Source organism: Shimia isoporae (assembly GCF_004346865.1).
Lineage (GTDB): Bacteria > Pseudomonadota > Alphaproteobacteria > Rhodobacterales > Rhodobacteraceae > Shimia > Shimia isoporae.
Genome location: NZ_SMGR01000001.1, coordinates 968,290 through 991,342, shown reverse-complemented (window position 1 = coordinate 991,342; position 23,053 = coordinate 968,290). Strand labels below are relative to the sequence as shown.

Sequence of the window (23,053 nt, the reverse complement as noted above, 5' to 3'; positions counted from 1 at the left end):
GAGCTTCTTTTTTGTCTCAACAGGTCAACCGTCTTCCCGCCAGAAAGATGCCACCTCGTTTGGCGCAAGCGGCGGAAACCTGTTTTTCCAATAGACTTGGTGAAACTTCAGCCCCAATAACGTGACAATCCCGTCGTGCGGAGGTGGAGTGGCCTTCATGTAGTCGGGCGTTATCACAAACACACGCGTTCCCGGCCGTGCAAATATCAAGTTGGAAATCTCGGCGCCACGCACCATTGCAAGCCCGCGACATCGCCGGAAGGCCCAAGCCTGCCCTGCCAGATCATGCACGCCGCAATCAAACGGCAGCACTGAAAGTCCTTTTCGGCCAAGCGTTTCAACCGCGGCGTCGACGTTTCTGATCGCCCGACGCGTCTCGCCATATCCCTTGACCGCAGCGCCGCCATCTTCGGCATAAAACGGCAATTCCTTGGACCGCCGCAAAATCAGATGGCTGTCCCAAGGAACCGACTCTGATTGCTCCAGATGCGCCAGCAACCAGTTTCGCACCATCAAAACATCATGCTGAAATGCTCCAGACAATTCAGGCGCCGACAAATCATTCCAGTGTTCCGGACGGTTGTCCTTTACGAATTCCTGCACAGCCAAGAAAGACCGACCGATGCCCTCCGGTAGCGCGTTCCAGCTTTTATGCAGACAAAGCAAATCCCAGCGCGGCACCCGTATGTCGACCTCACCGTGCATGGTGTCCGCATCGACGACGAGAATGCTCAATCCGAGCGCGCTTCCGACTTCGTGGATCAGCGGCGTCATCTTCGGACCACAGTCTTCGAAAACATATGTCTCCCGTGCGTGATCGCGTGAGAGAATTTGCGACAGGGCTGGGAACAGATACCCCCAGGAAAAATGGAAATAGTGTTCGTGGGATCCGAATTTGATGCCTCGGTCATAGTTCAGCACCACGGTGCGCCGGTTATCCAACCCCTGCTGCATGTAGGATGCCCTAGACCGGTGCCTTTACCGACGCCGCACCGAGCGCCGCCGCGTTGTCGATGCAATAACGGATCGAGCGTTCGAAGGTTTCCTGCAAACCTGTCTGCGGTGTCCACCCCAACGACTGTATTTTGCCGATGTCCGGCATGCGACGGTCACAGTCCTCATAACCCGCACCGTAAAATTCCTCGGAAGCCACAGGCTCGATTGTCACCTGCGCGCCCGCACCTGTCTCCTGCCGGTAAATACCGCGCATCAGTTCTGCCAGTTCCGCAATGGTGGTCTCGTTCGCTGGATTGCCGATGTTGAAGATTTGGTTCCTCGCACGTTCAGGCTCCCGCATGATGTGGACCAGCGCCGACGTCGCGTCTTCGATATAGGTGAAACAACGCCGGCTTTTTCCGCCGTCGACAAGCTGCATCGGGCGTTCCTGTAAAAGCGCGTTCAAAAAGCTGGCAAACACACGGGGCACGTCATCCGCATCATCGCCGAGCCAGTCCATCAAAGGGCCCACAAAGTTGAACGGACGCACAATTGCGTAGTCCAAATCGCCCGCAAGCCCATGCGCATGGATGATACGATCAAGCAACTGCTTGGATGTACTGTAAATCCAGCGGTGATTGTCGATCGGACCCAATGTACAATCGCTATGGTCTTCCGAAAAAGGTGCCTCGCTTCCACCTGTCTTTCCATACACTTCGCTGGTGGAAAAATGGATCAGGCGTGTCTTGTTCCGGACCGCTGCGTTGATCACGTTCATAGACCCATGCAGCGTCACATCGATCACACCCAACGGGTTGTCCAGAAAGGTTTTGGGCAAAACATGCGACACGAGATTGACGACAATGTCCGCCTCTTGAACGGCCTCTTCCAGAACATCTGTGTCCTGCAAGACGTCGCAGCGCCGAAACGCGCAGGGCGCTTCAGACGCAAACCGCAAAGCCAGTTTCTCGTCAGTCGTATCCAGTACAAACGGGTCAAAGTCGCTGCTTTGCGCCAAGGCCAGTGCAAGATTGCTGCCCACAAAGCCGGAGCCACCAACCAACGCAACGCGCTGGGGCACTGAAACGTCCCGAGCCATTGAAATTCCCCCATCAGCATTCACTTACTTGCAAGCTGTCGAAGCGTGGCGCGAAACGCAACAAAATACTGTTTTGGGGGTTAGAAATATAGCGCCTGAGGTCCTTGACCGTTCAGGAGTTGGACAAAAGTCGTGGCAGGAAAGCAAGCGACCGGCCGCATAGTCCTTTCCAGTCATTTGCGCGCTTCCCACTTTCCCCTCTCGGAACTCCCTGCCATAATACGCGCCAAGCAACACCAACAAGAGCAGCCCGCGAATGCCCAACGACCTTTTGGCCGACACGCAGCCGACCGATTACGACGCCTCCTCCATCGAAGTCCTTGAGGGCCTCGAACCCGTTCGAAAACGTCCGGGCATGTATATCGGCGGCACCGACGAACGGGCGTTGCACCACATGGTCGCCGAAGTGCTCGACAACTCGATGGACGAAGCTGTCGCTGGCTTTGCCAACCGCATCGAGGTCGAACTGCACGAAGACTACTCGATCACCATTCGTGACAACGGTCGCGGCATCCCTGTCGATCCGCACCCGAAGTTTCCCGACAAATCCGCGCTGGAGGTCATCCTCTGCACGCTTCACGCAGGCGGCAAATTTTCCGGCAAAGCCTATCAGACGTCAGGTGGTTTGCACGGCGTTGGCGCATCCGTTGTGAATGCCCTGTCCGATCTGATGGTCGTTCAAGTGGCGCGCGACAAGAAACTGTTTGAACAGCGCTTTTCGCGCGGCATCCCGCAGGGTCCGGTCGAACAGGTCGGCGCAGCACCGAACCGACGCGGCACCACCGTAACCTTCCACGCGGACGAACAAATCTTCGGCCACCACCGTTTCAAACCGGCCCGCCTGTTCAAATCGATCCGTTCCAAGGCCTATCTCTTCTCTGGCGTCGAAATCCGCTGGAAAACCGCCATCGACGACGGCGAAACCCCAAAGGAAGCCACCTTCCACTTCCCCGGCGGGCTGTCTGACTATCTCAAGGAAACCATGAACGGCGCTACCACATACGCCGAACAGCCTTTCTCGGGCACCGTGGACTTCCAGGAACGTTTCAACACGCCGGGCAAGGTCGAGTGGGCGATCAACTGGACGCCCTCACGTGACGGTTTCATCCAGTCTTACTGTAACACCGTCCCAACGCCAGAGGGCGGCACCCACGTCGCCGGTTTCTGGGCGGCTGTGCTCAAAGGCATCAAGGCTTATGGCGAGCTTGTGAACAACAAGAAAGCCAGCCAGATCACCCGCGACGACCTGATCACCGGCGGCTGCGCGCTGGTCTCCTGCTTTATCCGCGAACCGGAATTTGTCGGCCAGACCAAGGATCGACTTGCCACGGTCGAGGCCCAGCGCCTTGTGGAAAACGCGGTGCGCGACCACTTTGACAACTGGCTGGCGTCTGACAACAAATCTGCCGGTGCCATTCTCGACTTCCTCGTGCTGCGCGCCGAAGAACGCTTGCGTCGCCGCCAGGAAAAAGAAACCGCGCGCAAGACCGCAACCAAGAAACTCCGCCTGCCCGGCAAATTGGTGGATTGTTCTGCCACCAACCGCGAAGGCACAGAGCTTTTCATCGTGGAAGGCGACTCCGCGGGCGGCTCCGCCAAAATGGCCCGCAACCGCAAGACGCAGGCTCTGCTGCCCCTGCGCGGTAAAATCCTGAACGTTCTGGGCGCGGCCAGCTCCAAGCTTGGCTCCAATCAGGAAATCAACGACCTGACACAGGCGCTTGGCGTCGGTTTGGGCACAAAATTCAACGTCGACGACCTGCGCTATGACAAGGTCATCATCATGACCGACGCGGACGTCGACGGCGCGCATATCGCCGCGCTCCTGATGACTTTCTTTTACACCCAAATGCGCCCGATGATTGACGCCGGCCACCTCTACATGGCCTGCCCGCCCCTCTTCCGCCTGACCCAAGGCGCCAAGCGGGTTTACTGCGTGGACGAAGCCGAGCGCGACGTGTGGCTTGAAAAAGGTCTGGGCGGCAAAGGCAAAATCGACGTGAGCCGCTTCAAAGGCCTTGGCGAAATGGACGCCAAAGACCTGAAAGAAACCACGATGGATCCTGAAAGCCGCAAGCTGATCCGCATCACGATTGATGAGGACGAACCGGGCGAAACCGATGGTCTGGTGGGCGACCTGATGGGCAAAAAGCCCGAGAAGCGCTTCCAGTACATTCAGGAAAACGCGCGGTTTGTGGAGGAGTTGGATGTTTAGCGCGCTGCCTTAGGAAAGTCTGCTTGCAGCGCATTTTGCCATTTTTGGAAACCCAGCAAACGACTTTGAAGAACTTCAACGCTTTTACAATAATCGTGTTCGACAAGAAGATCGCTAATCCGTTTTGCTTCCCTTTCAACACAACAGGGCTCTAGCCAGCTATTCAAATAAATTCGCTTCAAGGAAGCTTTAGGGAAGCTCAGCGTGTGATCGTCACGCGACGGCTGAACTATGCGATACTCTCGTTCGTCGCTATTCTGAGCTCGCTTAGTGAATGCTGCGTTTTTTGGGCGTTTGCCACAAAATTTCAGCTTTCCGTTTTTGGCTGTCGAGTAGATAACATCCCCATGTTGAATACCGAGGCGGTCATTCAAACCGCCAACGAACTCAGATTTGTCAAACCAAAGGCAAACTCCAAGTTCTTTGCCTCCATAGTCTGACCACATGTGAAATCTATCCGGCCCTTGGCTCATGCAAAGTACTCGCGCGCCATCTGGATATGCGTGATCAATTGCAAACGCGTCATTTCGATCGGGCCAAGAGGACGGATCGCCCATGTAAAGCCCATTGTTTGACGGAGTACCTTCTAGGTGCTCTAGCTTTGTAAATTTTTTGAGCCAATCTTTCCTTTTCGATTTCGTCATCAAATACATCTCCGTTGATCGCACCTAGCATCCTGACAATTCTCAAAACTTCAACCTGTGTCAGCGCCTGACCCGAGGGTGGGTGCGGAACGCGCCCTCCCATGGGGGAGGGTCGGGCGCGGCGGAATGCAAGGCATTCCGCATTAGGTTGTGGAACACGCCACACCCTGCCAAACTCCCCCCCCATGCGCCCTGCCCTCACCCTGACCCTCGCCCTCCTACTCGCCTTGCTGCTCCCTGCAACGGACGCCCTCGCCCAAGCCCGCAAAGACAGCGCTCGGCATCAGAACCACTTCATGTCCCCGCAAAGCCAGCAGCGCTCCAATCAGCCGTCTTTGAACACCAACAAAGGCACCCAGCAATGGCCGCAGGACCAACCGCGCACACAGCTCTTTTGTGACCAATACGCCCGCGCTGCTGCGGGTATGCGGGGCCGCGTGCAAGGCGGACAGACAGGGGCGCAACTGGGTTACGGGCTGGGCTACATCGGCACGCGCGACCACTACGACGCGCTTGGTGCTGCCGCCATTGCCGGTGCAATCGGCTCCTCCGCCGGGGCCGCACAGGACCGGAAGTTCTACGATTTCCATTTCGGCGAGTGCATGATCGGCGGCCGGTTGGCCACCACCCCTAGGTAACGCCCCACCGACACGTGAACCTTGTTTCAGCCGCCAGAGGCTATGCTGCCCCTATGGCCGCGTTTTTGCAAACTTATCAACTGCCCCTGATCCTTGGTTGCTTTGTGTTGGGCTGCCTCGCCGCCTTCACACTGTTCAAACGCACAGAGGACACCCGCGCATGGCAAATTGCCGACATTGTCTGGGTCGCGCTTGGCGGCGTAGGCGCCGTGGTCGCCATCGCTGCAGGCATCTATCAGGAAGACAGCACCGCCCTGAATCGTCAGATCACCGTCGCCTACACCGCCTCGCGCAGCTTTGACACCGACGCGGCCCGTTTCCGCCTGCGTTACTGCGCGAACCCCGACACACAAGACGTGAAAACGCTTTGCGAAAAGGTCGAATTCCTTTCAGCCTCCTCCGCTGGCAACACCGCCCTTCCCCTGTTTCTCGACATCACCAACCGCCGCACCCCTCTTGAAGGCATATCACTTCTCTTTGGCCAGCCGCGCGCGCAGGTCGCCATGCAGCAGGCCGCCGACAAGCTCACTGTCGAATTCCTCGCTTTTGAGACCCGCGATGTGGAGACAGTCATGGCGCTGGAGGCGCTTGAACCATTGCGCGCCGACATTGCCGCCGACTACCGTGTACTCGCCCTTACCTATGACGCGCTCATCACCGAAACCGAGGCGTTACAGATGGCTTGGACCCAACTGCAATCCGGACGGGCGCTTCTGATCTTGCAAGTCATAGCGCTGTGTCTGGTGGCTTTCGCCGCGCCCTTCCGGCTGGGACGCACTATTGACGGACTTGTGTGATATCCGACCTTGCTCCTTGTCCCCCCGATGCTAGGGTCAGGCCATGCGCGCGACACTCGTTCTAATTTGTCTGTTTCTGATCTCCTGTGGCCGCCCGCTGACGGAAACCGAACGCGCTTTCATGGAAGACCTCGCGGGCGAAACCTTCGAGGCCAAACCCGTCCGCATCACCAAAAACGCGCCCCTTGGCGTGGCCACCTTTCAACGAGAAGCCCGCCCGCGTGTGGCCTGCCGCGAACGCATTTTCCCGCCGATAAAAGAAGAGGTTGTGACCACCTCTCCGGCAGGCGTTGTTTTGTGGAACCAGCTTTACACATCCAAAGACTGGTCGACGGCAAACTACATGCCGTCCTATCCGGAAAAGATCCACCTGAACGCCGCAATGTATTTCGCCCACGAAATGGTACACGTCTGGCAATGGCAGAACCGCGAGATGACCGGCTATTCGCCATGGAAGGCCGCCGAAGAGCACCAGTACTCTGACGATCCGTACCTTTTTGAAGTAACGGACAATGCCAGCTTTCTGAACTACGGCTACGAACAACAAGCCAGCGTGGTCGAAGAGTATCTTTGCTGCGCGCTGCTGGATCCCGACGCCCCACGCACCAGCCGCCTGGCCGAGCTGGTCGCCGAAGTCTTTCCAATCGAAAACCTGCCTCAGCCCAGCGAAGTCATACTGCCTTGGGATGAAGCCGAAACACGCGGTATCTGCCGCTGAAACCCTCACCGACGTTTTACCGACGTAAAACCGACGTGATGCAGCCCCGCCTTTCTGTTGCATTTCAACGCGCCGGACCTCAAGACTGCGGGCAAACAAAATACAGGGAGTTCCCCCATGAACGACACACCCAAAGAGACCATGATTGCCGTGATCGGAGGCTCCGGCATCTATGATATTGACGGGCTCGAAGACGCTACATGGCAATCTGTTCAAAGCCCTTTCGGGGCACCGTCTGATGACATTCTCACCGGCCGCCTGAACGGCGTGAAAATGGCCTTTTTGCCGCGTCATGGCCGCGGTCACGTACACTCCCCCACTTCGGTACCCTACCGCGCCAACATCGACGCTCTCAAACGTCTAGGCGCTACAGACGTGATCTCTGTTTCCGCCACGGGTTCTTTCCGCGAAGACATGGCGCCTGGCGATTTTGTTGTTGTAGATCAATTCATTGACCGTACTTTTGCGCGTGAAAAATCGTTTTTCGGGCCTGGCCTGGTGGCGCATGTTTCCGTCGCTCATCCTACCTGCCCCCGACTGTCAGAAGCCTGCTATTCCGCCGCCAAGGACGCAGGTATCAACATCCACAAGGGTGGGACATATCTGGCAATGGAAGGTCCGCAGTTTTCCACTTTGGCAGAGTCCAAAATGTACCGCGAAAGCTGGAAGGCGGATGTCATCGGCATGACCAACATGCCTGAGGCCAAACTGGCACGCGAGGCCGAGCTTTGTTACGCGTCTGTGGCCATGGTCACTGACTACGATAGCTGGCACCCGGAACATGGTGAGGTCGATGTGTCTGAAATCATTTCGATTTTGACAGGTAACGCCGACAAGGGCCGCGAAATGGTCCGCCGCCTACCAGCGCTACTCGGGGCCGAGCGTACTCCCTGTGAGCACGGCTGCGACAGGGCTCTGGAATTCGCAATACTGACAGCACCGGACAAGCGTGACCCGGCTATGGTGGCGAAACTCGACGCCATTGCGGGCCGCGTTCTGGGTTAACGTCTGGACAGCCGGAAAAAACCAATGCTTGATGGGCCTGCACCATAACCGCAGGCCCTCTTAAATGTCTCTTGATCTCTGGTTGACGTTCGTCGCTGCCTCTACGGCTCTTTTGCTAATCCCCGGTCCAACCATCCTGCTGGTGCTGAGTTATGCGCTCACGCAGGGTCGCAAGGTGGCCGTCGCCACAGCCGCAGGCGTCGCTCTCGGCGATCTGATCGCGATGACAGCTTCGCTGCTTGGTCTTGGCGCAGTTGTACTGGCTTCCGCAACAGCATTCACCGTATTGAAATGGGTCGGCGCAGTCTATCTGATCTGGCTGGGCTTCAAGATGTTGCGCAGCGCGAAAAAGGCAACACTCGGGGATTTGGCTGTTACAGGAGAGATGCCCGCGCAGAGCGTCTTCACCCATGCGGCTGCCGTCACAGCGCTTAATCCCAAAAGCATCGGATTCTTCATCGCCTTTGTTCCCCAGTTTATCCAGCCTTCGCAGCCTCTGGTTCCACAGTTTTCCATTCTTATCAGCACCTTCGTGGCTCTGGCCGCGGTCAATGCACTGCTCTATGCGCTTCTGGCAGACCGCCTGCGGACGCGGATTTCGCGTCCTGCGGTAATGCAATGGCTGACACGTGCTGGCGGATGTACTCTGATCGGAATGGGACTTCTGACGGCAACGCTGCGACGGGCCGCCTGAGCAAGAGGTCTACTCCTCTTCATGCTCCTTCATGAAACCGCGGATGAAGCGCCTGATTTCGCGTGCAGCGCTGGTGTCCAGGTCCTTGCAAAGCTCGACAAATGCATCGCGCTCTTCCTTGTCCAGCCGCAAAACCAACTGGCTGTCCTTCTTGGATTTGCGCTTGGCCTTATCCTTAACCTTTTGTTTGGATTTGGCCTTCACTCTATCTGTTTCGGCGTTATCGTTCTTGCCCAAGTCTGGTCGTCCGGTTGCATAATCTTGATTTTGACATCGCATGTATATACATTAGTTATACAAAGCAAAGCAATAATACACGCTAGCAGTTTTAAAGAGGCTTCAAAATGAATTTGCAGACAGCAAAACACCTTCTGGTTCGTGACCGCATGGATTGGCACAAGCCGCACGCCGCATGGCTGACAAGAACCATGTATAGGCTGCGGCGTTTCCGCAGCCAATAAGCTCGCTCTGGCCACAGAAAACTTGCGCAAATGACGCGCATTTGACAAAGCTGCCCCGTAACATTTCTACGGGGAACAGCCATGCCCAAAAGCGCCAACGTTAAAGACTATATCCGCACAATCGTGGACTTTCCTCACGAAGGGATCATGTTCCGGGATGTGACCACCCTGTTCGCTGACCCGCGTGGTTTTCGCATGGCAATCGACCAGATGCTGCACCCCTACGCCGGTACCCGGATCGACAAAGTCGTGGGACTTGAGGCCCGCGGATTTATCCTCGGCGGCGCCATCGCGCACCAGCTTTCAGTCGGTTTTGTTCCAATTCGGAAAAAAGGCAAGCTGCCTGGCACCACGATCAGTCAAGACTACAAACTTGAATACGGCGAAGCGATTGTCGAAGTTCACGACGACGCAATCCAACCCGGTGAACAAGTTCTGGTTGTGGACGACCTTTTGGCAACCGGCGGCACAGCGGAGGCGGGTATCAAACTGATCGAACGCCTCGGAGGCGAAATCATCTCGTGTTCCTTTATCATTGACCTGCCGGAACTCGGCGGGCGCAAGAAACTCGAAGATATGGGTATGGACGTGCACGTCCTGTGCGAGTTCGAAGGCCTGTAATCAAACGGAACCCTCGGCTCGTCAAAGCACCGCGCCAGGGTTCATTATCCCGTTCGGATCAAGAGCGGCCTTGATTGACTTCATCGCCGCCAACCGTGCGGGATCAGCGTATTTCTGCAAGGCCGCGACCTTCATGCGCCCAACCCCATGCTCGGCACTGAACGATCCACCGAAACCGTGGACCAGTTCGTATATCAAATCACTGACTTGGTGGCGCTGCGTGTCATATGCCTCACGAGTTTCCCCTTTGGGGGGAAATATATTGTAGTGCAAATTGCCATCGCCCAGATGCCCAAAGCAGTTGATCCGATAGGGACCAAGCTGCGCGACTTTTGCCCCTGCCTCCGAAATAAACGCGGGAACCGCCCCAAGCGGTAACGAAATGTCGTGGCTCGCTACAGAGCCAATTGCCTTGTTCGCAACCGGGATATGCTCCCTCAAGCTCCAAAGCGCCTGTCGTTGTGCATCGCTCCGTGCGATCACACCATCGCTAACGAGGCCCATCTCCACAGCGGCGCCAAAAATCTCTTCAAGCGCGGCATCTGCAGCCTGGGCCATTCCCAGCTCCACAAGAACAGACCACTCAGGAATATCTGTGAAGGGCAGACGCACATCCGGAAGCGTTTCTTGGACAAAGCGCATTCCTTGCCCGTGCAACAGTTCGAAAGCACTGACACTTTCGCCAGCAATTTCACGGCTCATAGCCAGCAATTCCAGTGCAGATTGGGGATTGCTCACAACCATCACCGCCGTACCGATAGACCGCGGTCGCGGATAAAGTTTCAAAGCAGCGGCGGTAATTATTCCTAATGTCCCTTCCGCTCCAACCATCAGGTTGCGCAGATCATACCCCGTATTGTCCTTGCGCAGCCGCGTCAGCCCATGCCAGATTTCCCCGTTTGGCAGAACCGCCTCCAGCCCGAGACAAAGGTCACGTGCGTTGCCATACCGGAGGACATTCACGCCACCGGCGTTTGTCGATAAATTCCCACCAATGCGCGCCGATCCTTCCGCACCAAGCGACAGGGGAAACAGCCTATCCGACTCTTGTGCCGCGGACTGCACCTCTGCCAATACACAACCGGCCTCAGCCACCAGCACGTTTTCCAGAGGGTAAACCGCTCGTATTGTATTCATTCGCTCCAGCGACAGGATAACCGGCCTGACGTCTCCGGGCATCACCTGTGCCCCAACCAATCCGGTTCCTCCACCGTACGGCACAACCGCAACATGCGCCGAGTTGCAAGCCTTGACGATGGTCGAGACTTCTTCAGCGGATCGTGGACGCGCCAAAACACCGCCTTGGCCGAAATATCGACCTCGCGGCTCTTCCAGATAGGCCGAGCTTGCGTTTCCTATCGTTTTTTCAGGCAACTGTGCCTCGAGACAGGCAACAAAGTCGGGTGTGGCGTCGTTCAATGTCATGCAAACAGGGGTAAGTGGCGCGCCATCAAAGGTCTAGGGGTCTTGCAGATATCTTGGATAGAGCAATTTGATCGTCGGCTGTGATGGCAAGGTTCGCAAGGAAACCTCAAGACTGTTGCCTTCGCTGCGGTCAATAACATAGTCCTCAGACATTCCTTGCAAAAAACCTGTCAGCGTCCAGTCTTCAAACCAATGCATGGGTATCACCACCTGCGCGCGCAGCCGCTTTAAAACCCGCATCATTGTCGGCACGTCCAGGCTCATGCCGCCGTCCACGGCCGCCATAACCACATCCAGCCTCCCTAATGCCGCATACTGGGCTTCGTTGGGCTCGTGGTGCAGGTGTCCGAGGTGACCGATACACAGACCTGACACCTCGAAAATGAATATTGAGTTTCCCTTTTCCTCAACGCCACCAAAACTTCGGATGTCTGTCGACACATTGCGCACCAGCATGCTGCCGACTTCCAGATGATGTTGAATTCCTTTCCCATACGGTCCCCAACCGGGCAACACATGCGGAATGCGTGGATCCGGTGCCGCAGTCCAATGCGTGTCGTGGGCGTGGTTCATTGTGACCACCTCAGGCACCAGATCGGTCACGCCAATGAAGCCAGTATAGTCGGTAATCACGTCAATACCGTCGTCGGATTGAATGAGAAAAGACGCGTGCCCAAGATAGCTGATCCGTACCGCATACTTTTCCACCGGTTCGCGATAGGTAGCTTTGTGCACATAGGAAATACCCGGCACTTGCGCCAAGGCGATACAATGGCTCGGCTTGCGATCTTGGGCATGTGCGGCCGTTGCAAGCACCAAACTGAAGAAAAACAAGAAAACACGCATCTGCTACCCCTCCTGTTTCGAAGCTAGCAGATATTTTGCGACCGTGTGGTCACTCTTTTTTGGGTAGGTCGTCCACGACATCGATCACCCGCCCGCCATAGTGAAAATGGCTGAGAGATTTCAGTTCATCGGGCAAAATCCCGTCGTTGTTCTTCGCCATAAGATGCTGCGACACTACGCGCCAATCCATTGCGTTTGTGTTGAACATCACTTCCCCACATTTGCCGCAGTAGATCTTGCGCATCTTGAGGTAAGGGTGCTGAAAATCGATGAGGTCAGCTTCACCTGACGTTATTCTGACTTGCTCAGGCATCCAGGCATTCACTGAATGATACGGGGTATTAAGCAGCGTACGGCATGCCTGACAATGGCAATGTCCCCGAACACGCGGCTCGCCGGTAAGGCTCATCCCGACAGCGCCGCAGTCACAGGTTACATGATAATCTGTCATTTCATCACCTAAGAGTTTGCTTGCGCTTCATCCTGAGGCGGAATGACATGCACGTCTAGTGAGGGATCGAAAGTTATACTTGTCCAGCCAAGGTGCGCCCACGCCTGTCATTGCGTAGGGCTGCATACAGCACGTGTGTGCGCCAGCGTCCATTTATCTGCAAGTAACTCTGGGCGACGCCTTCGTACTTGAAACCGGATTTTTCTAGAACGCCCCGACTGGCGACGTTTTCCGGCAGGCAGGCGGCTTCGATCCGGCTGAGATCCATGCGTTGAAACGCGTGATGTACAACGGCCTCAATGGCCTCGCTCATGTATCCCTCACGGGCATAGGGCTGACCGATCCAGTACCCTAGTGTCCCCGCTTGCGCAGGGCCACGACGGATGTTGTCCAGAGTGATCGCGCCCAGCAATCGATCATCACCGCGACGGATCAAAAAGAGCGGCACTGCAGTGTCATTCGCAATCGAACGCTGCGCCCAGTAAACTCTATTGGTAAAACTCTTGCGGCTCAGGTGCGACGCTGCCCAGACAGGCTCCCAGGGGATCAGGAAATCCGCGCTCAGCGACCGCAATTCAGCCCATTCCCGAAAGTCAGAATGCACCGGCGCGCGCAATATCATTCGCTCCGTGTCCAGTTTGACTTTGCGACGGTTGATAAGCATCAGGCCGCGCGCCTTTCCTGCAAGGCCTCCAAAGCCGGCGCATCTGCGACCGGCCCATACAGAGCCATGGCAGGGCGCGCTGCAACCGCCATATGCTCGGCAAACCGGCGCACATCCTCGTCGGTAACTGCATCGATACGCTCCACGGTCTCAGCAAGAGTCGGCACACGGTCCCAGATCGCAATCATGCGGGCCTGCCGTTCCGCACGGCTCGACGGGCTTTCCAGGCCCATCAAAAGGCCAGCCTTCATCTGGATTCTCGCGCGCGCTATTTCCGCTTCTGACATGTCCTCGGCAGCACGCTTCAGCTCGTCGATGGTGATTTGCGCCAACTCCTCAATCTGGCTGCCGCTGGTGCCCGCATAGATCGTGGTCATACCTGTGTCCGAATAGGCACCGGTCTGGGCGTATATCGAGTAACACAGCCCGCGTTTCTCACGCACTTCCTGAAAGAGACGGCTCGACATGCCGCCACCAAGCGCAGTGGAATATATCTGCGCTGTGTAAATATCAGGGCTACAGTAATCGGGGCTTTCCAGGCCAAGCGCAAAATGTGCCTGCTCCAGCGACTTTTCAGTGCGGTATTCACCCCCGGCAAACCGCGCAGGTGCGAGAGACACTCCGGGCCCCTTGGTCAGATGCCCAAACTGCGCTTCGGCAAGTCGGACGATTTCTTCGTGGTCGATACCACCCGCAGCGGACAGGATCATTCGGTCCGGCGCATAGTGTTCACCCACAAAACCGGCGAGATCATCGCGGCCGAAGCCGCGAACAAAGTCGCCTTCACCCAGGATCGTCCGGCCCAAAGGCTGATCCGGATAGGCCCGCTCCTGCAACCAGTCAAAGATTACGTCATCCGGCGTGTCCAGTGCTTGGCCGATCTCCTGAAGGATCACACCGCGTTCGACTTCGATTTCGGCGGGGTCAAACACAGGATTCAGTACGATATCGCCCACGACATCCAGCGCCAGCGGCACGTCGTCTTTCAAAACCCGCGCATAATAGGCGGTCACCTCTCGGCTGGTATAGGCATTGATGTAGCCACCGACGTCTTCGATCGCCTCGGCTATATCCAAGGCATCGCGCCGTTCGGTACCCTTGAACGCCATATGTTCCAGAAAATGGGCTATGCCGTTCTGTTCGGGCCGCTCATGGCGTCCTCCCGCATTTACCCAGATACCTATAGCCGCGGACTCCAGGCCGGGCATATGCTCGGTTACAATACGAAAGCCGTTGGAAAGTGTGTGCAGTTTAACCGTCAACGCTGTGCGATCCGTTCCTTGATGAGTGTCTCCAGCGCGCCCAAATCATTGGGCACGCGGGTCACGCGTTCGTCTTTGTCCATCATGTCCGCCATATGCGGAGGCAATCCCGGACGGGTGCCCATTGCGGCCTCCACCGCATCCGGGAATTTCGCCGGATGTGCTGTTGCAAGCGTGATCATTGGTGTTGCCGAAAGATGGTCATTGCCAACCCTTACCCCAACCGCTGAATGCGGGCAAAGAACTTCTCCACACGCCGCAAATTCCGCTTTGATCGTGGCGCTGGTTTCGTCTTCAGAAACGCGACCGCTGGCGAAATTCTCGCGCAGCGCTTCCATCGCGCCCTGACTGATGGCGAAAGATCCGCTTTTGAGCTCTTCCATCAGTTGCGCCACAGCCCTGCCGTCTCTGCCATATGCGTCAAACAGTGCACGTTCGAAGTTGGAGCTGACCTGAATGTCCATCGACGGGCTGATAGACGGGGTCACACCTTCCTTGGTGTAGGCGCCAGTTTCCATAGTACGGTGCAGGATATCATTCTGGTTGGTCGCAATCACCAGCTTGTCGATTGGCAGACCCATTTTCTTGGCAATGTAGCCTGCGAAAATGTCTCCGAAATTTCCGGTGGGCACCGTAAAGCTGACTTTACGGTGAGGTGCGCCAAGGCTTACTGCGGAGGTAAAGTAATATACCACCTGCGCAAGCACCCGCGCCCAGTTGATCGAGTTCACACCGGCCAACCTCACGCCATCGCGGAAGTCAAAGTCGTTGAACATATCTTTCAGCCGCGCTTGGCAGTCGTCAAAGTCACCATCCAGCGCCAGTGCATGCACATTGGCGTCGTTTGGCGTTGTCATCTGCTTTCGTTGGATGTCCGACACTCGGCCATGCGGGAACAGGATAAAGACGTCCACGTTGTCCAGACCGCGAAAGGCTTCTATCGCCGCCGATCCGGTGTCGCCGGAGGTCGCGCCCACAATGGTCACGCGCTCGTCGCGCCGGGCTAACGAGAACTGGAACAGCTGGCCGATCAACTGCATTGCAAAATCTTTGAACGCCAACGTCGGGCCGTGGAAAAGCTCAAGCAGATAATGGTTTGGCGACAGCTGTACCAATGGCGCGCGCGCATCATGGCGGAAATTGGCATAGGCACGTGCAATGATGCCTTTGAACTCTTCGTCCGTGAACGCGTCGCCCACAAACGAACGCATCACAACGAAAGCTGCTTCTTCATATGACATCCCCGCAAGTGCTGCGATTTCAGCTTCTGACAGGGTCGGAATGCTTTCCGGAACGTATAGGCCGCCATCACGCGCGAGGCCGGTCAACATAGCTTCTTCAAAGCTCAATTCCGGAGCATTTCCACGGGTCGAAATGTATTTCACGTTTCTCAGGCCTTTTTGGTTTTGCGCGTCCGGCGCAGGTAATACAGGGTCATGGCCACCCAGACAATCGCAAGTCCGTACCAGGTGACCGCATAGCCCAGATGGTCATTGGGAATACCGGCGGTGTCGACGGGCAATGGCGTCACACCCGCGCTGTTTTCCGACACCTCCCGCGCCACAACCAGTACAGGCTCGGTCATTAACGCTTCCGCCATTTGCCCGATGTCGCGCGCAAACCAGATATTGCCGTCCACATCATTGTCGGGAGTAAAGTTGTCGCGCTCGTCAGGCCAGTGCAGGTTGCCAACAATGATCGCCTCAGCGGCCCCGCGGTTCACATTCTTGTCTTCGGTTTTCACCCAACCGCGATCCACCATAACCGCGCGGCCAGCGTCCGTTTCAAACCGTGCGACAACGCGATAAACTGCACCCGCCTGTTTGGTAGAGGCCAGAAAGTGCAGTTCCTCGCCGGTAAATGCCCCAGACACAGTAACAGGCAGATATCGATCAGAGTCTTCGTCCGGCGCGGCAGGCAATGCAACAGGTTCCGCCACGATCCGCTCGTTGATGTCGGCAAGCACCTCTTCTTTCCAAGCCAACCGTTGGACCTGCCAGTTTCCAAGCGACACCAGCACAACGGTGCCAAGAATGCCGAAGAAGAGAGGCAGGATAAGGCGCAATGAAGTGGTCCCTTGATAGAAAAATCGCGGCAAGGAGTGGCCTTGCCGCGATCTGCTTTAAATCCGATTGGCTTTGCGGGATCAACCGTGCATCAAAGCCATTTTTCTGCGGCTTACTGACCCCAGATGTAGATCGCTGCAAAGAGGAAAAGCCAAACCACGTCCACGAAGTGCCAGTACCAGGCCGCCGCTTCGAAACCGATGTGTTTCTCCTGAGTGAAATGCCCCTTCATGAGGCGGATCAGGCAGACCAACAGGAAGATGGTGCCAATGATCACGTGGAAGCCGTGGAAACCAGTCGCCATGAAGAAGGACGCGCCGTAGATATTGCCAGCAAACCCGAACGCTGCGTGGCTGTACTCATACGCCTGGAAGTAGGTGAACAGCAGGCCCAGCAAAACCGCAATGATCAGGCCGTTTTTCATGTCTTTACGGTTGTTTTCATGCGCCAGTGCGTGGTGCGCCCAGGTCGCGGCACAGCCGGAAAGCAGAAGGATAAGCGTGTTGATCAGAGGCAGGTGCCACGGGTCGAACGTCTCAATGCCAACGGGCGGCCATACACCATCAACAGCAGGGCTTTCCGGGCTCATGGGGTAGAGCGCGTGCTTGAAGAAAGTCCAGAACCACGCTGCGAAGAACATGACCTCGGACATAATGAACAGGATGACGCCATAGCGCAGACCGATCTGCACCACAGGGGTATGATCACCCACCTGGCTTTCAGCGACAACGTCTGCCCACCAGCCGAACATGACGTACAGAACGCCAACCAGGCCGATCAGGAACATCCAAGGACCGCTGTCGTGCATCCAAAGCACGGCACCGAACAACATGATGAAACCACCGAGCGCGCCAAGAAGCGGCCACGCCGACGGCGCTAGAATGTGATAATCGTGATTTTTTGCATGCGCCATTGTGTTTAGTCCCTCGTTGGAAGGCGTATTTAGTTTACGTCTTTGTTGGTTGCTTGCGTCAAGGAGGCAGTCTCCTCGGGCAGGTCGATTTCATAAAATGTGTACCCCAGCGTGATCACCTTGACGTACTTTGCGTCACGGTCCTCAACGATCTCGGGATCAACATAGAAGCTTACGGGCATAGTTACCCGCTCACCCGGTTGCAGTACCTGCTCCTCAAAGCAGAAACAGTCGATTTTGGTAAAGAACCCGCCGGCGTCGTAAGGCACCACGTTGTAGCTCGCGCTCCCTGCCACCGGACGATCCGTGGGGTTGTAGGCCTCATAGAAAGCGAGACCTGTTTCGCCGATACGGACTTCCATCTCGCGCTGCATGGGTGTGAACTCCCATGGCATATCGCGCTCGGTAGAGGCGTCAAAACGGATCTTGATGGTTTTATCAAGGATCACTTCGCTTCCAGCGTCGGCGGTATTTGTAACCCCACCAAAGCCAGTCACACGGCAGAACCAGTCATAAAAGGGCACTGATGCCCAAGCCAGCCCACCCATGAGCAGCACGACACCGGCGGTCTGGGCCAGAGTTTTATGTTTCGGATCCATTGCCATCAGCGTTCAACGCTCGTGTTTGCTGGTTCATAGTCGCCGCGGGTCACCTTTACATAGGTCAGCCCGAAGACGATGAAGATAAAGCTCACAAGCACCAAGGCGACCCCAAGGTTACGGCCAAACCGGCGTTTGTGCAGTTCATGCGGTTCCTTGAAGCTCATGTCACCAGCCTCCCCAACCGTAGGGCGCCAACAGGGCTTCTGCCAAAATCGCGCCGAAATGCAGGAAGAGATACAGCAAAGACAGCGCAAAGAAGGCCTTTTCGCGTTTGTAACCGTCTGCTTCGGCGACCGCTTCGTCGCGGCGCCAGATCGAAACAGCACCCGCCAGGAACAGGCCGTTCAGCACAAGAGCCGTTGTCAAATAGATTGGACCACCGACGCCGGTAAACGCCATTCCAACGGCAATGACCGCCAGCAGAACGGTGTAGACAAGAATGTGGTTGCGGGTCACCCGCCGCCCATGCGTCACATGCAGCATCGGCACTCCAGCGTCTTTGTAGTCCGACTTCATGAACAAACATAGCGCCCAGAAGTGCGGCGGTGTCCACATGAACGTCAGGGTGAACATCAGAACAGACTCAATCGCCACACCACCGGTCACGGCGGCCCAGCCAATCATCGGGGGAAAGGCACCCGCCGCGCCGCCGATCACGATGTTCTGCGGAGTCCAGCGCTTGAGCCACATCGTGTAGATCACGGCGTAGAAGAAGATGGTGAAAGCGAGCAGTCCTGCAGCTACCCAGTTGGTCGCAAGACCTAACATCACTACCGAGAACCCGGAAAGCGCAACGCCAATTGCCAGCGCCTCGTCGCGCTGCACCTTCCCAGCGGGGATAGGACGACCCTGCGTACGCTTCATCAACTGATCGATGTCGCTATCAAACCACATGTTCAGGGCGCCCGATGCGCCACCGCCCACCGCGATAAACAAGATTGCACAAAACGCCTCGAAAGGGTGCAGGCTTCCCGGAGCGGCCAATAGGCCAACGGCAGCTGTGAACACCACCAAGGACATCACGCGAGGCTTTAACAGGGCGAAATAGTCGCCGAAGCTGGCCTCTCCTGTGCTGGCTTGCGTATTGATGCTTGCGTCGCTCATGGTCTTCCTTGTCGCAAAGGCGCGTCAGTTCCAAGCGCCTTCATTCGCCTCCAAAGGGCGGGGACTTCACCCCGCCAGTTGATGCATTTGTTCAGTCGGCTGCGGCCACTTTGACGGCCGGAAGAGTTGCCGGGTTACCCGCATACTCCTCGATCGCGCCTTTCAGCCACTCGTTGTATTTCTCCTCGGAAACAACTTCGACAGTGATCGGCATATAGGCGTGGTCCTTGCCGCACAGCTCAGAGCACTGACCGAAGTAGACACCCTCTTTGTCGGCTTCAAACCAAAGCTGTGCAATGCGGCCGGGCACTGCATCTTGCTTCACGCCGAACGACGGAATGGTCCAGCTGTGGATCACGTCGGCACCGGTAACGTCCATCACGACAGTCTTGCCAAGCGGCACGACAACTTTGGTGTCGGTCGCCAGCAAATATTCGTCGTCGTTGTAGCCATTCGCCGCCAGTTCCTCTTTCGGAAGCAGGAAGCTTTCGAATTCGAACTCGTGGTCTGTGTATTCGTAGCCCCAGTACCACTGATACCCTGTCACTTTGATGTGGATTTCGCCCTCAGGGATTTCTTGCTGGTTGAACAGAACCGGCAAGCTGTTTGCACCGATGAAAAGCAAAATCAGAATCGGGATCACTGTCCATGCGACCTCAAGGGTAGTGTGGTGAGTAAAGCTGGACGGGTTCGGGTTGGAGCGGCGGTTGTAGCGCACGATGCAGTACGCCAGCAGAAGAGTCACAAAAAGCGTGATGATGGAAATTATCCACAGCAGCAGAGTGTCCAAAGATTGAATTTGGCGTGCAAGTTCGGTTGCGGCCGGCTGGAAGCCTGTCGCGTTTGGAACCGGCTTGCCGATGTGTTCAGCCTCCTGCGCGAGCGCCGGAACGGCGGTTACAGCTGCCATAAGGCCCAGGAATGTCGATAGAATTCGCATGTCTCACCCTGATCGGTTGCGGTGTTTCTTTTGTTCAGATTCGCGCGATTCACACCATGTAGGCGGAATCCCGCTGTTGTTTCGCGCCTTGAAACCATATTCTGGCGCCTAGATAAAGATCGAAGCTTGCGGCGAACAGTCGCTTTTTTGATTTAGATCAAAACCCGAGTGAGCACAGACCGAATGACAAACACCCCTTTCCGCCCGTTTGAGACCACCCTGGATGAGGGCGCAGCCCTACGTTTGTTGCGTCAGGCAACGGCAGGCGCCGAAGACGGAGAGCTCTTTCTGGAGCGCCGAAGCTCCGAAGCGCTCGTATTCGATGATGGCCGCCTCAAGACCTCCAGCTTTGACGCAGCGCAAGGATTCGGCCTGCGCGCCGTAAACGGCGAGGTATCCGGTTATGCGCACAGCTCCGATATCTCAGAAGACGCCATCGCACGGGCAGTGGAAACAACACGTCTGGCCGTGGCCGAAGGCGGTGCGGTTTTGGCAGAGGCGCCGCAGCCGACGAACCGGAAACTTTATACAGACGCCGACCCAATCGGCGGTGTCTCATTTCCCGTAAAGATCGAAACGCTGCGCGAGATTGATGCCTTTGCGCGCGATTTGGATACCCGAGTGGTTCAAGTATCTGCGACCTTGGCGGCCTCCCATCAGGAAGTTGTCATTTTACGGCCGGATGGCGCCCGCATCGCTGACGTCCGCCCCATGACACGGGTAAACGTTTCTGTGATCGTGGAACAAAACGGGCGTCGTGAATCCGGTACCGCCGGCGGCGGCGGTCGCATCGGCCTTGATGGTTTGCTTGATCCGGCTGACTGGCAGTCCAAGGCTAAGGAAGCGCTACGCATTGCGTTGGTCAACCTTGACGCTGAACCCGCGCCTGCGGGCCCTATGGAAGTTGTGCTGGGCCCAGGTTGGCCGGGCATTCTCCTGCATGAAGCAGTCGGCCACGGCCTCGAAGGCGACTTCAACCGCAAAGGCACATCCAAGTTCGCCGGCCAAATCGGACAACAGGTGGCATCAAAAGGCGTGACCGTAATTGATGACGGAACCATTCCGGACCGTCGTGGCTCTATTACCGTTGATGACGAAGGGACGCCCTCCGGTAAAACAACCCTGATTGAGGATGGCATTCTCGTTGGTTACATGCAGGACCGCCAAAACGCGCGCCTCATGGGCGTGGCGCCAACAGGCAACGGGCGGCGCGAAAGCTATGCGCACGCTCCAATGCCTCGCATGACAAATACTTACATGAATGGCGGTACGTCTGATCCCGCAGACCTCGTCGCATCCCTGAAGGACGGCATTTATGCTGTTGGGTTTGGTGGTGGTCAGGTCGACATCACCAATGGCAAGTTCGTTTTCTCCTGTACCGAAGCCTATCGGGTTCAAAATGGCCAAATCAGCGCTCCGGTGAAAGGAGCTACTCTCATTGGCGACGGCGCCACCGCGATGATGCAGATCAAGGGCCTTGGCAACGACATGGCTCTCGATCCGGGAATGGGCAACTGCGGCAAGGCCGGCCAGTGGGTTCCTGTGGGTGTAGGTCAACCCACTGTATTAATGGAAGGTTTGACAGTTGGAGGCTCTGCCGCCTAATCCGACTTGGCGAGGCGCAGACTATCTGCGTCGCGCCCTGCCATGGTGAACAAACCGAATACGCATCCTTAAAATCCCGTTAGCGTTTACCGATCGTTAACGAGATTCGCCCTAACGTTGTGCAGCAAGGAGGCGGAGCTAAGGATGACTGAAGATCACAATTCTTCCACTCACCCCCAACTCCCACCCACCACGGAAGATGAGAGATTTTTGCGGCTTCGCCTCTTGCGTTCTCGTCGCGTTGGACCAACGACATTTCACCGCCTTTTGGACGAACACGGTTCTGCCGCAGCTGCGTTGGATGCGCTTCCAGCTGTGGCGCGGGCGGCAGGTGTCGACGATTATGTGCCCTGCCCCCACGAAGTCGCTGCGAAAGAATTAAAAGCAGCCCGCTCTGCCAAAGCGCGCGCAGTGTTCTTTGACGAACCCGACTACCCGTCCCACCTCGCCACCATTTCTGATGCCCCGCCAATGCTTTGGCTGCGCGGGGACCGTACTTTGCTCAAAAAACCGATGATCGCCATTGTGGGCGCCCGCAACGCTTCGGCGCTTGGAAACCGGACGGCGCGCGCGCTCAGCAAAGAACTGGCCGAAAATGGTTTTGTCATAGTGTCCGGTCTTGCACGTGGTATCGACGCCTCCGCCCACCGCGCCGCTCTGAAAACCGGGACAATTGCGGTTTTTGCCGGCGGCATTGACGTCATTTATCCAGCCGAAAACAGCCAGCTGGGCCATGACATCGCGGCCCAAGGCCTCTGTATATCCGAGCATCCCCCGGGGCTCGCCCCCCGCGCCCGACACTTTCCCTCTCGCAACCGGATAGTCTCTGGGCTCGCTCGCGCGGTTGTCGTGGTAGAAGCCGCGGCAAAATCCGGCAGCTTGATCACGGCCCGCACCGCTCTTGATCAGGGGCGTGAGGTTCTTGCTGTTCCAGGACATCCATTCGATGCCCGCGCCTCAGGGTGCAATTTACTGATCCGAGACGGAGCGCCCCTTGTGCGCAATGCAGAAGACGTCATCGAAGCCTTGAGCCTCCAGCAACAGGACACCCCACCTACAGGCGGCAAGAACGACTTAGTGACGGAGGAGGTTAAACCGGCGGCGGCACAGAAACGCAACCTGCGCGAAACCCATGCGCTGCATCTGGAAATTCTCAATCGCCTCGGTCCAACCCCGATCGCCGAGGATCAGTTGATACGCGACATTCAGGCTGATGCTGAAGACATCAGCCCTGCCTTGCTTGAGTTGGAATTAGAAGGCCAGATAACCCGCCAGTCGGGTGGGCTATTGTCCAGAAACTGATGTTTCCGACGCGATGCGAACCGGTGACATCCACTCAAATTTTAG

General features: G+C 56.6%; 25 protein-coding genes. 9 read left to right on the top strand and 16 right to left on the bottom strand.

The window, feature by feature from the left end:
* Positions 1-24 precede the first annotated feature (24 nt).
* Positions 25-954 (bottom strand): glycosyltransferase family 61 protein, encoded by a 930-nt coding sequence (locus BXY66_RS04880; RefSeq protein WP_132859040.1) that lies wholly within the window; start codon positions 952-954, stop codon positions 25-27.
* Between the two features lie 10 nt (positions 955-964).
* On the bottom strand, positions 965-2,035 hold the full coding sequence (locus BXY66_RS04875) for an NAD-dependent epimerase/dehydratase family protein (RefSeq protein WP_132859039.1): 1,071 nt from the start codon (positions 2,033-2,035) through the stop codon (positions 965-967).
* 256 nt (positions 2,036-2,291) lie between these two features.
* Here BXY66_RS04875 and parE point away from each other — a divergent pair, with 256 nt between their 5' ends.
* A complete protein-coding gene (gene parE / locus BXY66_RS04870; protein WP_132859038.1) occupies positions 2,292-4,250 on the top strand; it encodes a DNA topoisomerase IV subunit B in 1,959 nt (652 codons plus the stop codon).
* Here the strand turns inward: parE and BXY66_RS04865 are convergent.
* Positions 4,247-4,894 carry a DUF2971 domain-containing protein gene (locus BXY66_RS04865; protein ID WP_165929105.1) on the bottom strand — a complete coding sequence of 216 codons (648 nt, stop codon included), beginning with the start codon at positions 4,892-4,894 and terminating at the stop codon, positions 4,247-4,249. The two genes, parE and BXY66_RS04865, sit on opposite strands and share 4 nt — an antisense overlap.
* A 185-nt stretch (positions 4,895-5,079) precedes the next feature.
* Here BXY66_RS04865 and BXY66_RS04860 point away from each other — a divergent pair, with 185 nt between their 5' ends.
* The 5 genes from BXY66_RS04860 to BXY66_RS04840 all read left to right on the top strand — a co-directional run bounded on the left by BXY66_RS04860 (position 5,080) and on the right by BXY66_RS04840 (position 8,746).
* Complete coding sequence (locus BXY66_RS04860; RefSeq protein ID WP_165929104.1) at positions 5,080-5,532, top strand: hypothetical protein; 453 nt, start codon at positions 5,080-5,082, stop codon at positions 5,530-5,532.
* 14 nt (positions 5,533-5,546) lie between these two features.
* Entirely contained in the window at positions 5,547-6,329 is a 783-nt protein-coding gene (locus tag BXY66_RS04855; protein WP_165929103.1) for a hypothetical protein, read from the top strand.
* A gap of 43 nt (positions 6,330-6,372) precedes the next feature.
* Positions 6,373-7,047, top strand: a complete 675-nt coding sequence (locus tag BXY66_RS04850; RefSeq protein WP_132859034.1) for a hypothetical protein — start codon at positions 6,373-6,375, stop codon at positions 7,045-7,047.
* A 117-nt stretch (positions 7,048-7,164) separates the two neighbouring features.
* Positions 7,165-8,052, top strand: a complete 888-nt coding sequence (locus tag BXY66_RS04845) for an S-methyl-5'-thioadenosine phosphorylase (RefSeq protein WP_132859033.1) — start codon at positions 7,165-7,167, stop codon at positions 8,050-8,052.
* Positions 8,053-8,116: 64 nt separating this feature from the next.
* Positions 8,117-8,746 carry a LysE family translocator gene (locus BXY66_RS04840; RefSeq protein WP_132859032.1) on the top strand — a complete coding sequence of 210 codons (630 nt, stop codon included), beginning with the start codon at positions 8,117-8,119 and terminating at the stop codon, positions 8,744-8,746.
* A 9-nt stretch (positions 8,747-8,755) separates the two neighbouring features.
* Here BXY66_RS04840 and BXY66_RS04835 read toward each other — a convergent pair whose 3' ends face one another.
* The gene (locus tag BXY66_RS04835) at positions 8,756-8,983 is read right to left on the bottom strand and encodes a hypothetical protein (protein ID WP_243694291.1); all 228 of its coding nucleotides are present in this window, start codon (positions 8,981-8,983) and stop codon (positions 8,756-8,758) included.
* Positions 8,984-9,288: 305 nt separating this feature from the next.
* Here BXY66_RS04835 and BXY66_RS04830 point away from each other — a divergent pair, with 305 nt between their 5' ends.
* Complete coding sequence (locus BXY66_RS04830; RefSeq protein ID WP_132859031.1) at positions 9,289-9,828, top strand: adenine phosphoribosyltransferase; 540 nt, start codon at positions 9,289-9,291, stop codon at positions 9,826-9,828.
* A 21-nt stretch (positions 9,829-9,849) separates the two neighbouring features.
* Here BXY66_RS04830 and BXY66_RS04825 read toward each other — a convergent pair whose 3' ends face one another.
* The 12 genes from BXY66_RS04825 to coxB all read right to left on the bottom strand — a co-directional run bounded on the left by BXY66_RS04825 (position 9,850) and on the right by coxB (position 20,101).
* Positions 9,850-11,253 (bottom strand): FAD-binding oxidoreductase, encoded by a 1,404-nt coding sequence (locus BXY66_RS04825; RefSeq protein WP_132859030.1) that lies wholly within the window; start codon positions 11,251-11,253, stop codon positions 9,850-9,852.
* 33 nt (positions 11,254-11,286) lie between these two features.
* Positions 11,287-12,099 carry an MBL fold metallo-hydrolase gene (locus BXY66_RS04820; RefSeq protein WP_132859029.1) on the bottom strand — a complete coding sequence of 271 codons (813 nt, stop codon included), beginning with the start codon at positions 12,097-12,099 and terminating at the stop codon, positions 11,287-11,289.
* 49 nt (positions 12,100-12,148) lie between these two features.
* Entirely contained in the window at positions 12,149-12,550 is a 402-nt protein-coding gene (locus BXY66_RS04815) for a GFA family protein (RefSeq protein WP_132859028.1), read from the bottom strand.
* A gap of 73 nt (positions 12,551-12,623) precedes the next feature.
* Complete coding sequence (locus BXY66_RS04810) at positions 12,624-13,214, bottom strand: GNAT family N-acetyltransferase (RefSeq protein ID WP_132859027.1); 591 nt, start codon at positions 13,212-13,214, stop codon at positions 12,624-12,626.
* Positions 13,214-14,476 (bottom strand): M16 family metallopeptidase, encoded by a 1,263-nt coding sequence (locus BXY66_RS04805; protein ID WP_132859026.1) that lies wholly within the window; start codon positions 14,474-14,476, stop codon positions 13,214-13,216. Before BXY66_RS04805 ends, BXY66_RS04810 begins: the two co-directional genes overlap by 1 nt.
* Positions 14,473-15,861: a threonine synthase gene (gene thrC, locus BXY66_RS04800; protein WP_132859025.1), complete on the bottom strand. Its 1,389-nt coding sequence runs from the start codon at positions 15,859-15,861 to the stop codon at positions 14,473-14,475. Before thrC ends, BXY66_RS04805 begins: the two co-directional genes overlap by 4 nt.
* A gap of 5 nt (positions 15,862-15,866) precedes the next feature.
* Complete coding sequence (locus tag BXY66_RS04795; RefSeq protein ID WP_132859024.1) at positions 15,867-16,541, bottom strand: SURF1 family protein; 675 nt, start codon at positions 16,539-16,541, stop codon at positions 15,867-15,869.
* Between the two features lie 113 nt (positions 16,542-16,654).
* The gene (locus BXY66_RS04790; RefSeq protein WP_132859023.1) at positions 16,655-17,455 is read right to left on the bottom strand and encodes a cytochrome c oxidase subunit 3; all 801 of its coding nucleotides are present in this window, start codon (positions 17,453-17,455) and stop codon (positions 16,655-16,657) included.
* 29 nt (positions 17,456-17,484) lie between these two features.
* Positions 17,485-18,060: a cytochrome c oxidase assembly protein gene (locus BXY66_RS04785; protein ID WP_132859022.1), complete on the bottom strand. Its 576-nt coding sequence runs from the start codon at positions 18,058-18,060 to the stop codon at positions 17,485-17,487.
* Positions 18,060-18,221 carry a cytochrome C oxidase assembly protein gene (locus tag BXY66_RS04780; protein ID WP_132859021.1) on the bottom strand — a complete coding sequence of 54 codons (162 nt, stop codon included), beginning with the start codon at positions 18,219-18,221 and terminating at the stop codon, positions 18,060-18,062. The genes BXY66_RS04785 and BXY66_RS04780 overlap by 1 nt, the downstream gene beginning before the upstream one ends.
* A 1-nt stretch (position 18,222) precedes the next feature.
* The gene (cyoE, locus tag BXY66_RS04775; RefSeq protein ID WP_132859020.1) at positions 18,223-19,161 is read right to left on the bottom strand and encodes a heme o synthase; all 939 of its coding nucleotides are present in this window, start codon (positions 19,159-19,161) and stop codon (positions 18,223-18,225) included.
* A gap of 91 nt (positions 19,162-19,252) precedes the next feature.
* Positions 19,253-20,101 carry a cytochrome c oxidase subunit II gene (gene coxB / locus BXY66_RS04770; RefSeq protein ID WP_132859019.1) on the bottom strand — a complete coding sequence of 283 codons (849 nt, stop codon included), beginning with the start codon at positions 20,099-20,101 and terminating at the stop codon, positions 19,253-19,255.
* Between the two features lie 183 nt (positions 20,102-20,284).
* Between coxB and tldD the strand changes: the two genes are divergently transcribed.
* On the top strand, positions 20,285-21,706 hold the full coding sequence (tldD, locus tag BXY66_RS04765) for a metalloprotease TldD (protein ID WP_132859018.1): 1,422 nt from the start codon (positions 20,285-20,287) through the stop codon (positions 21,704-21,706).
* Positions 21,707-21,850: 144 nt separating this feature from the next.
* Positions 21,851-23,008 (top strand): DNA-processing protein DprA, encoded by a 1,158-nt coding sequence (gene dprA / locus BXY66_RS04760; protein ID WP_132859017.1) that lies wholly within the window; start codon positions 21,851-21,853, stop codon positions 23,006-23,008.
* The last annotated feature ends 45 nt before the right edge of the window (positions 23,009-23,053 follow it).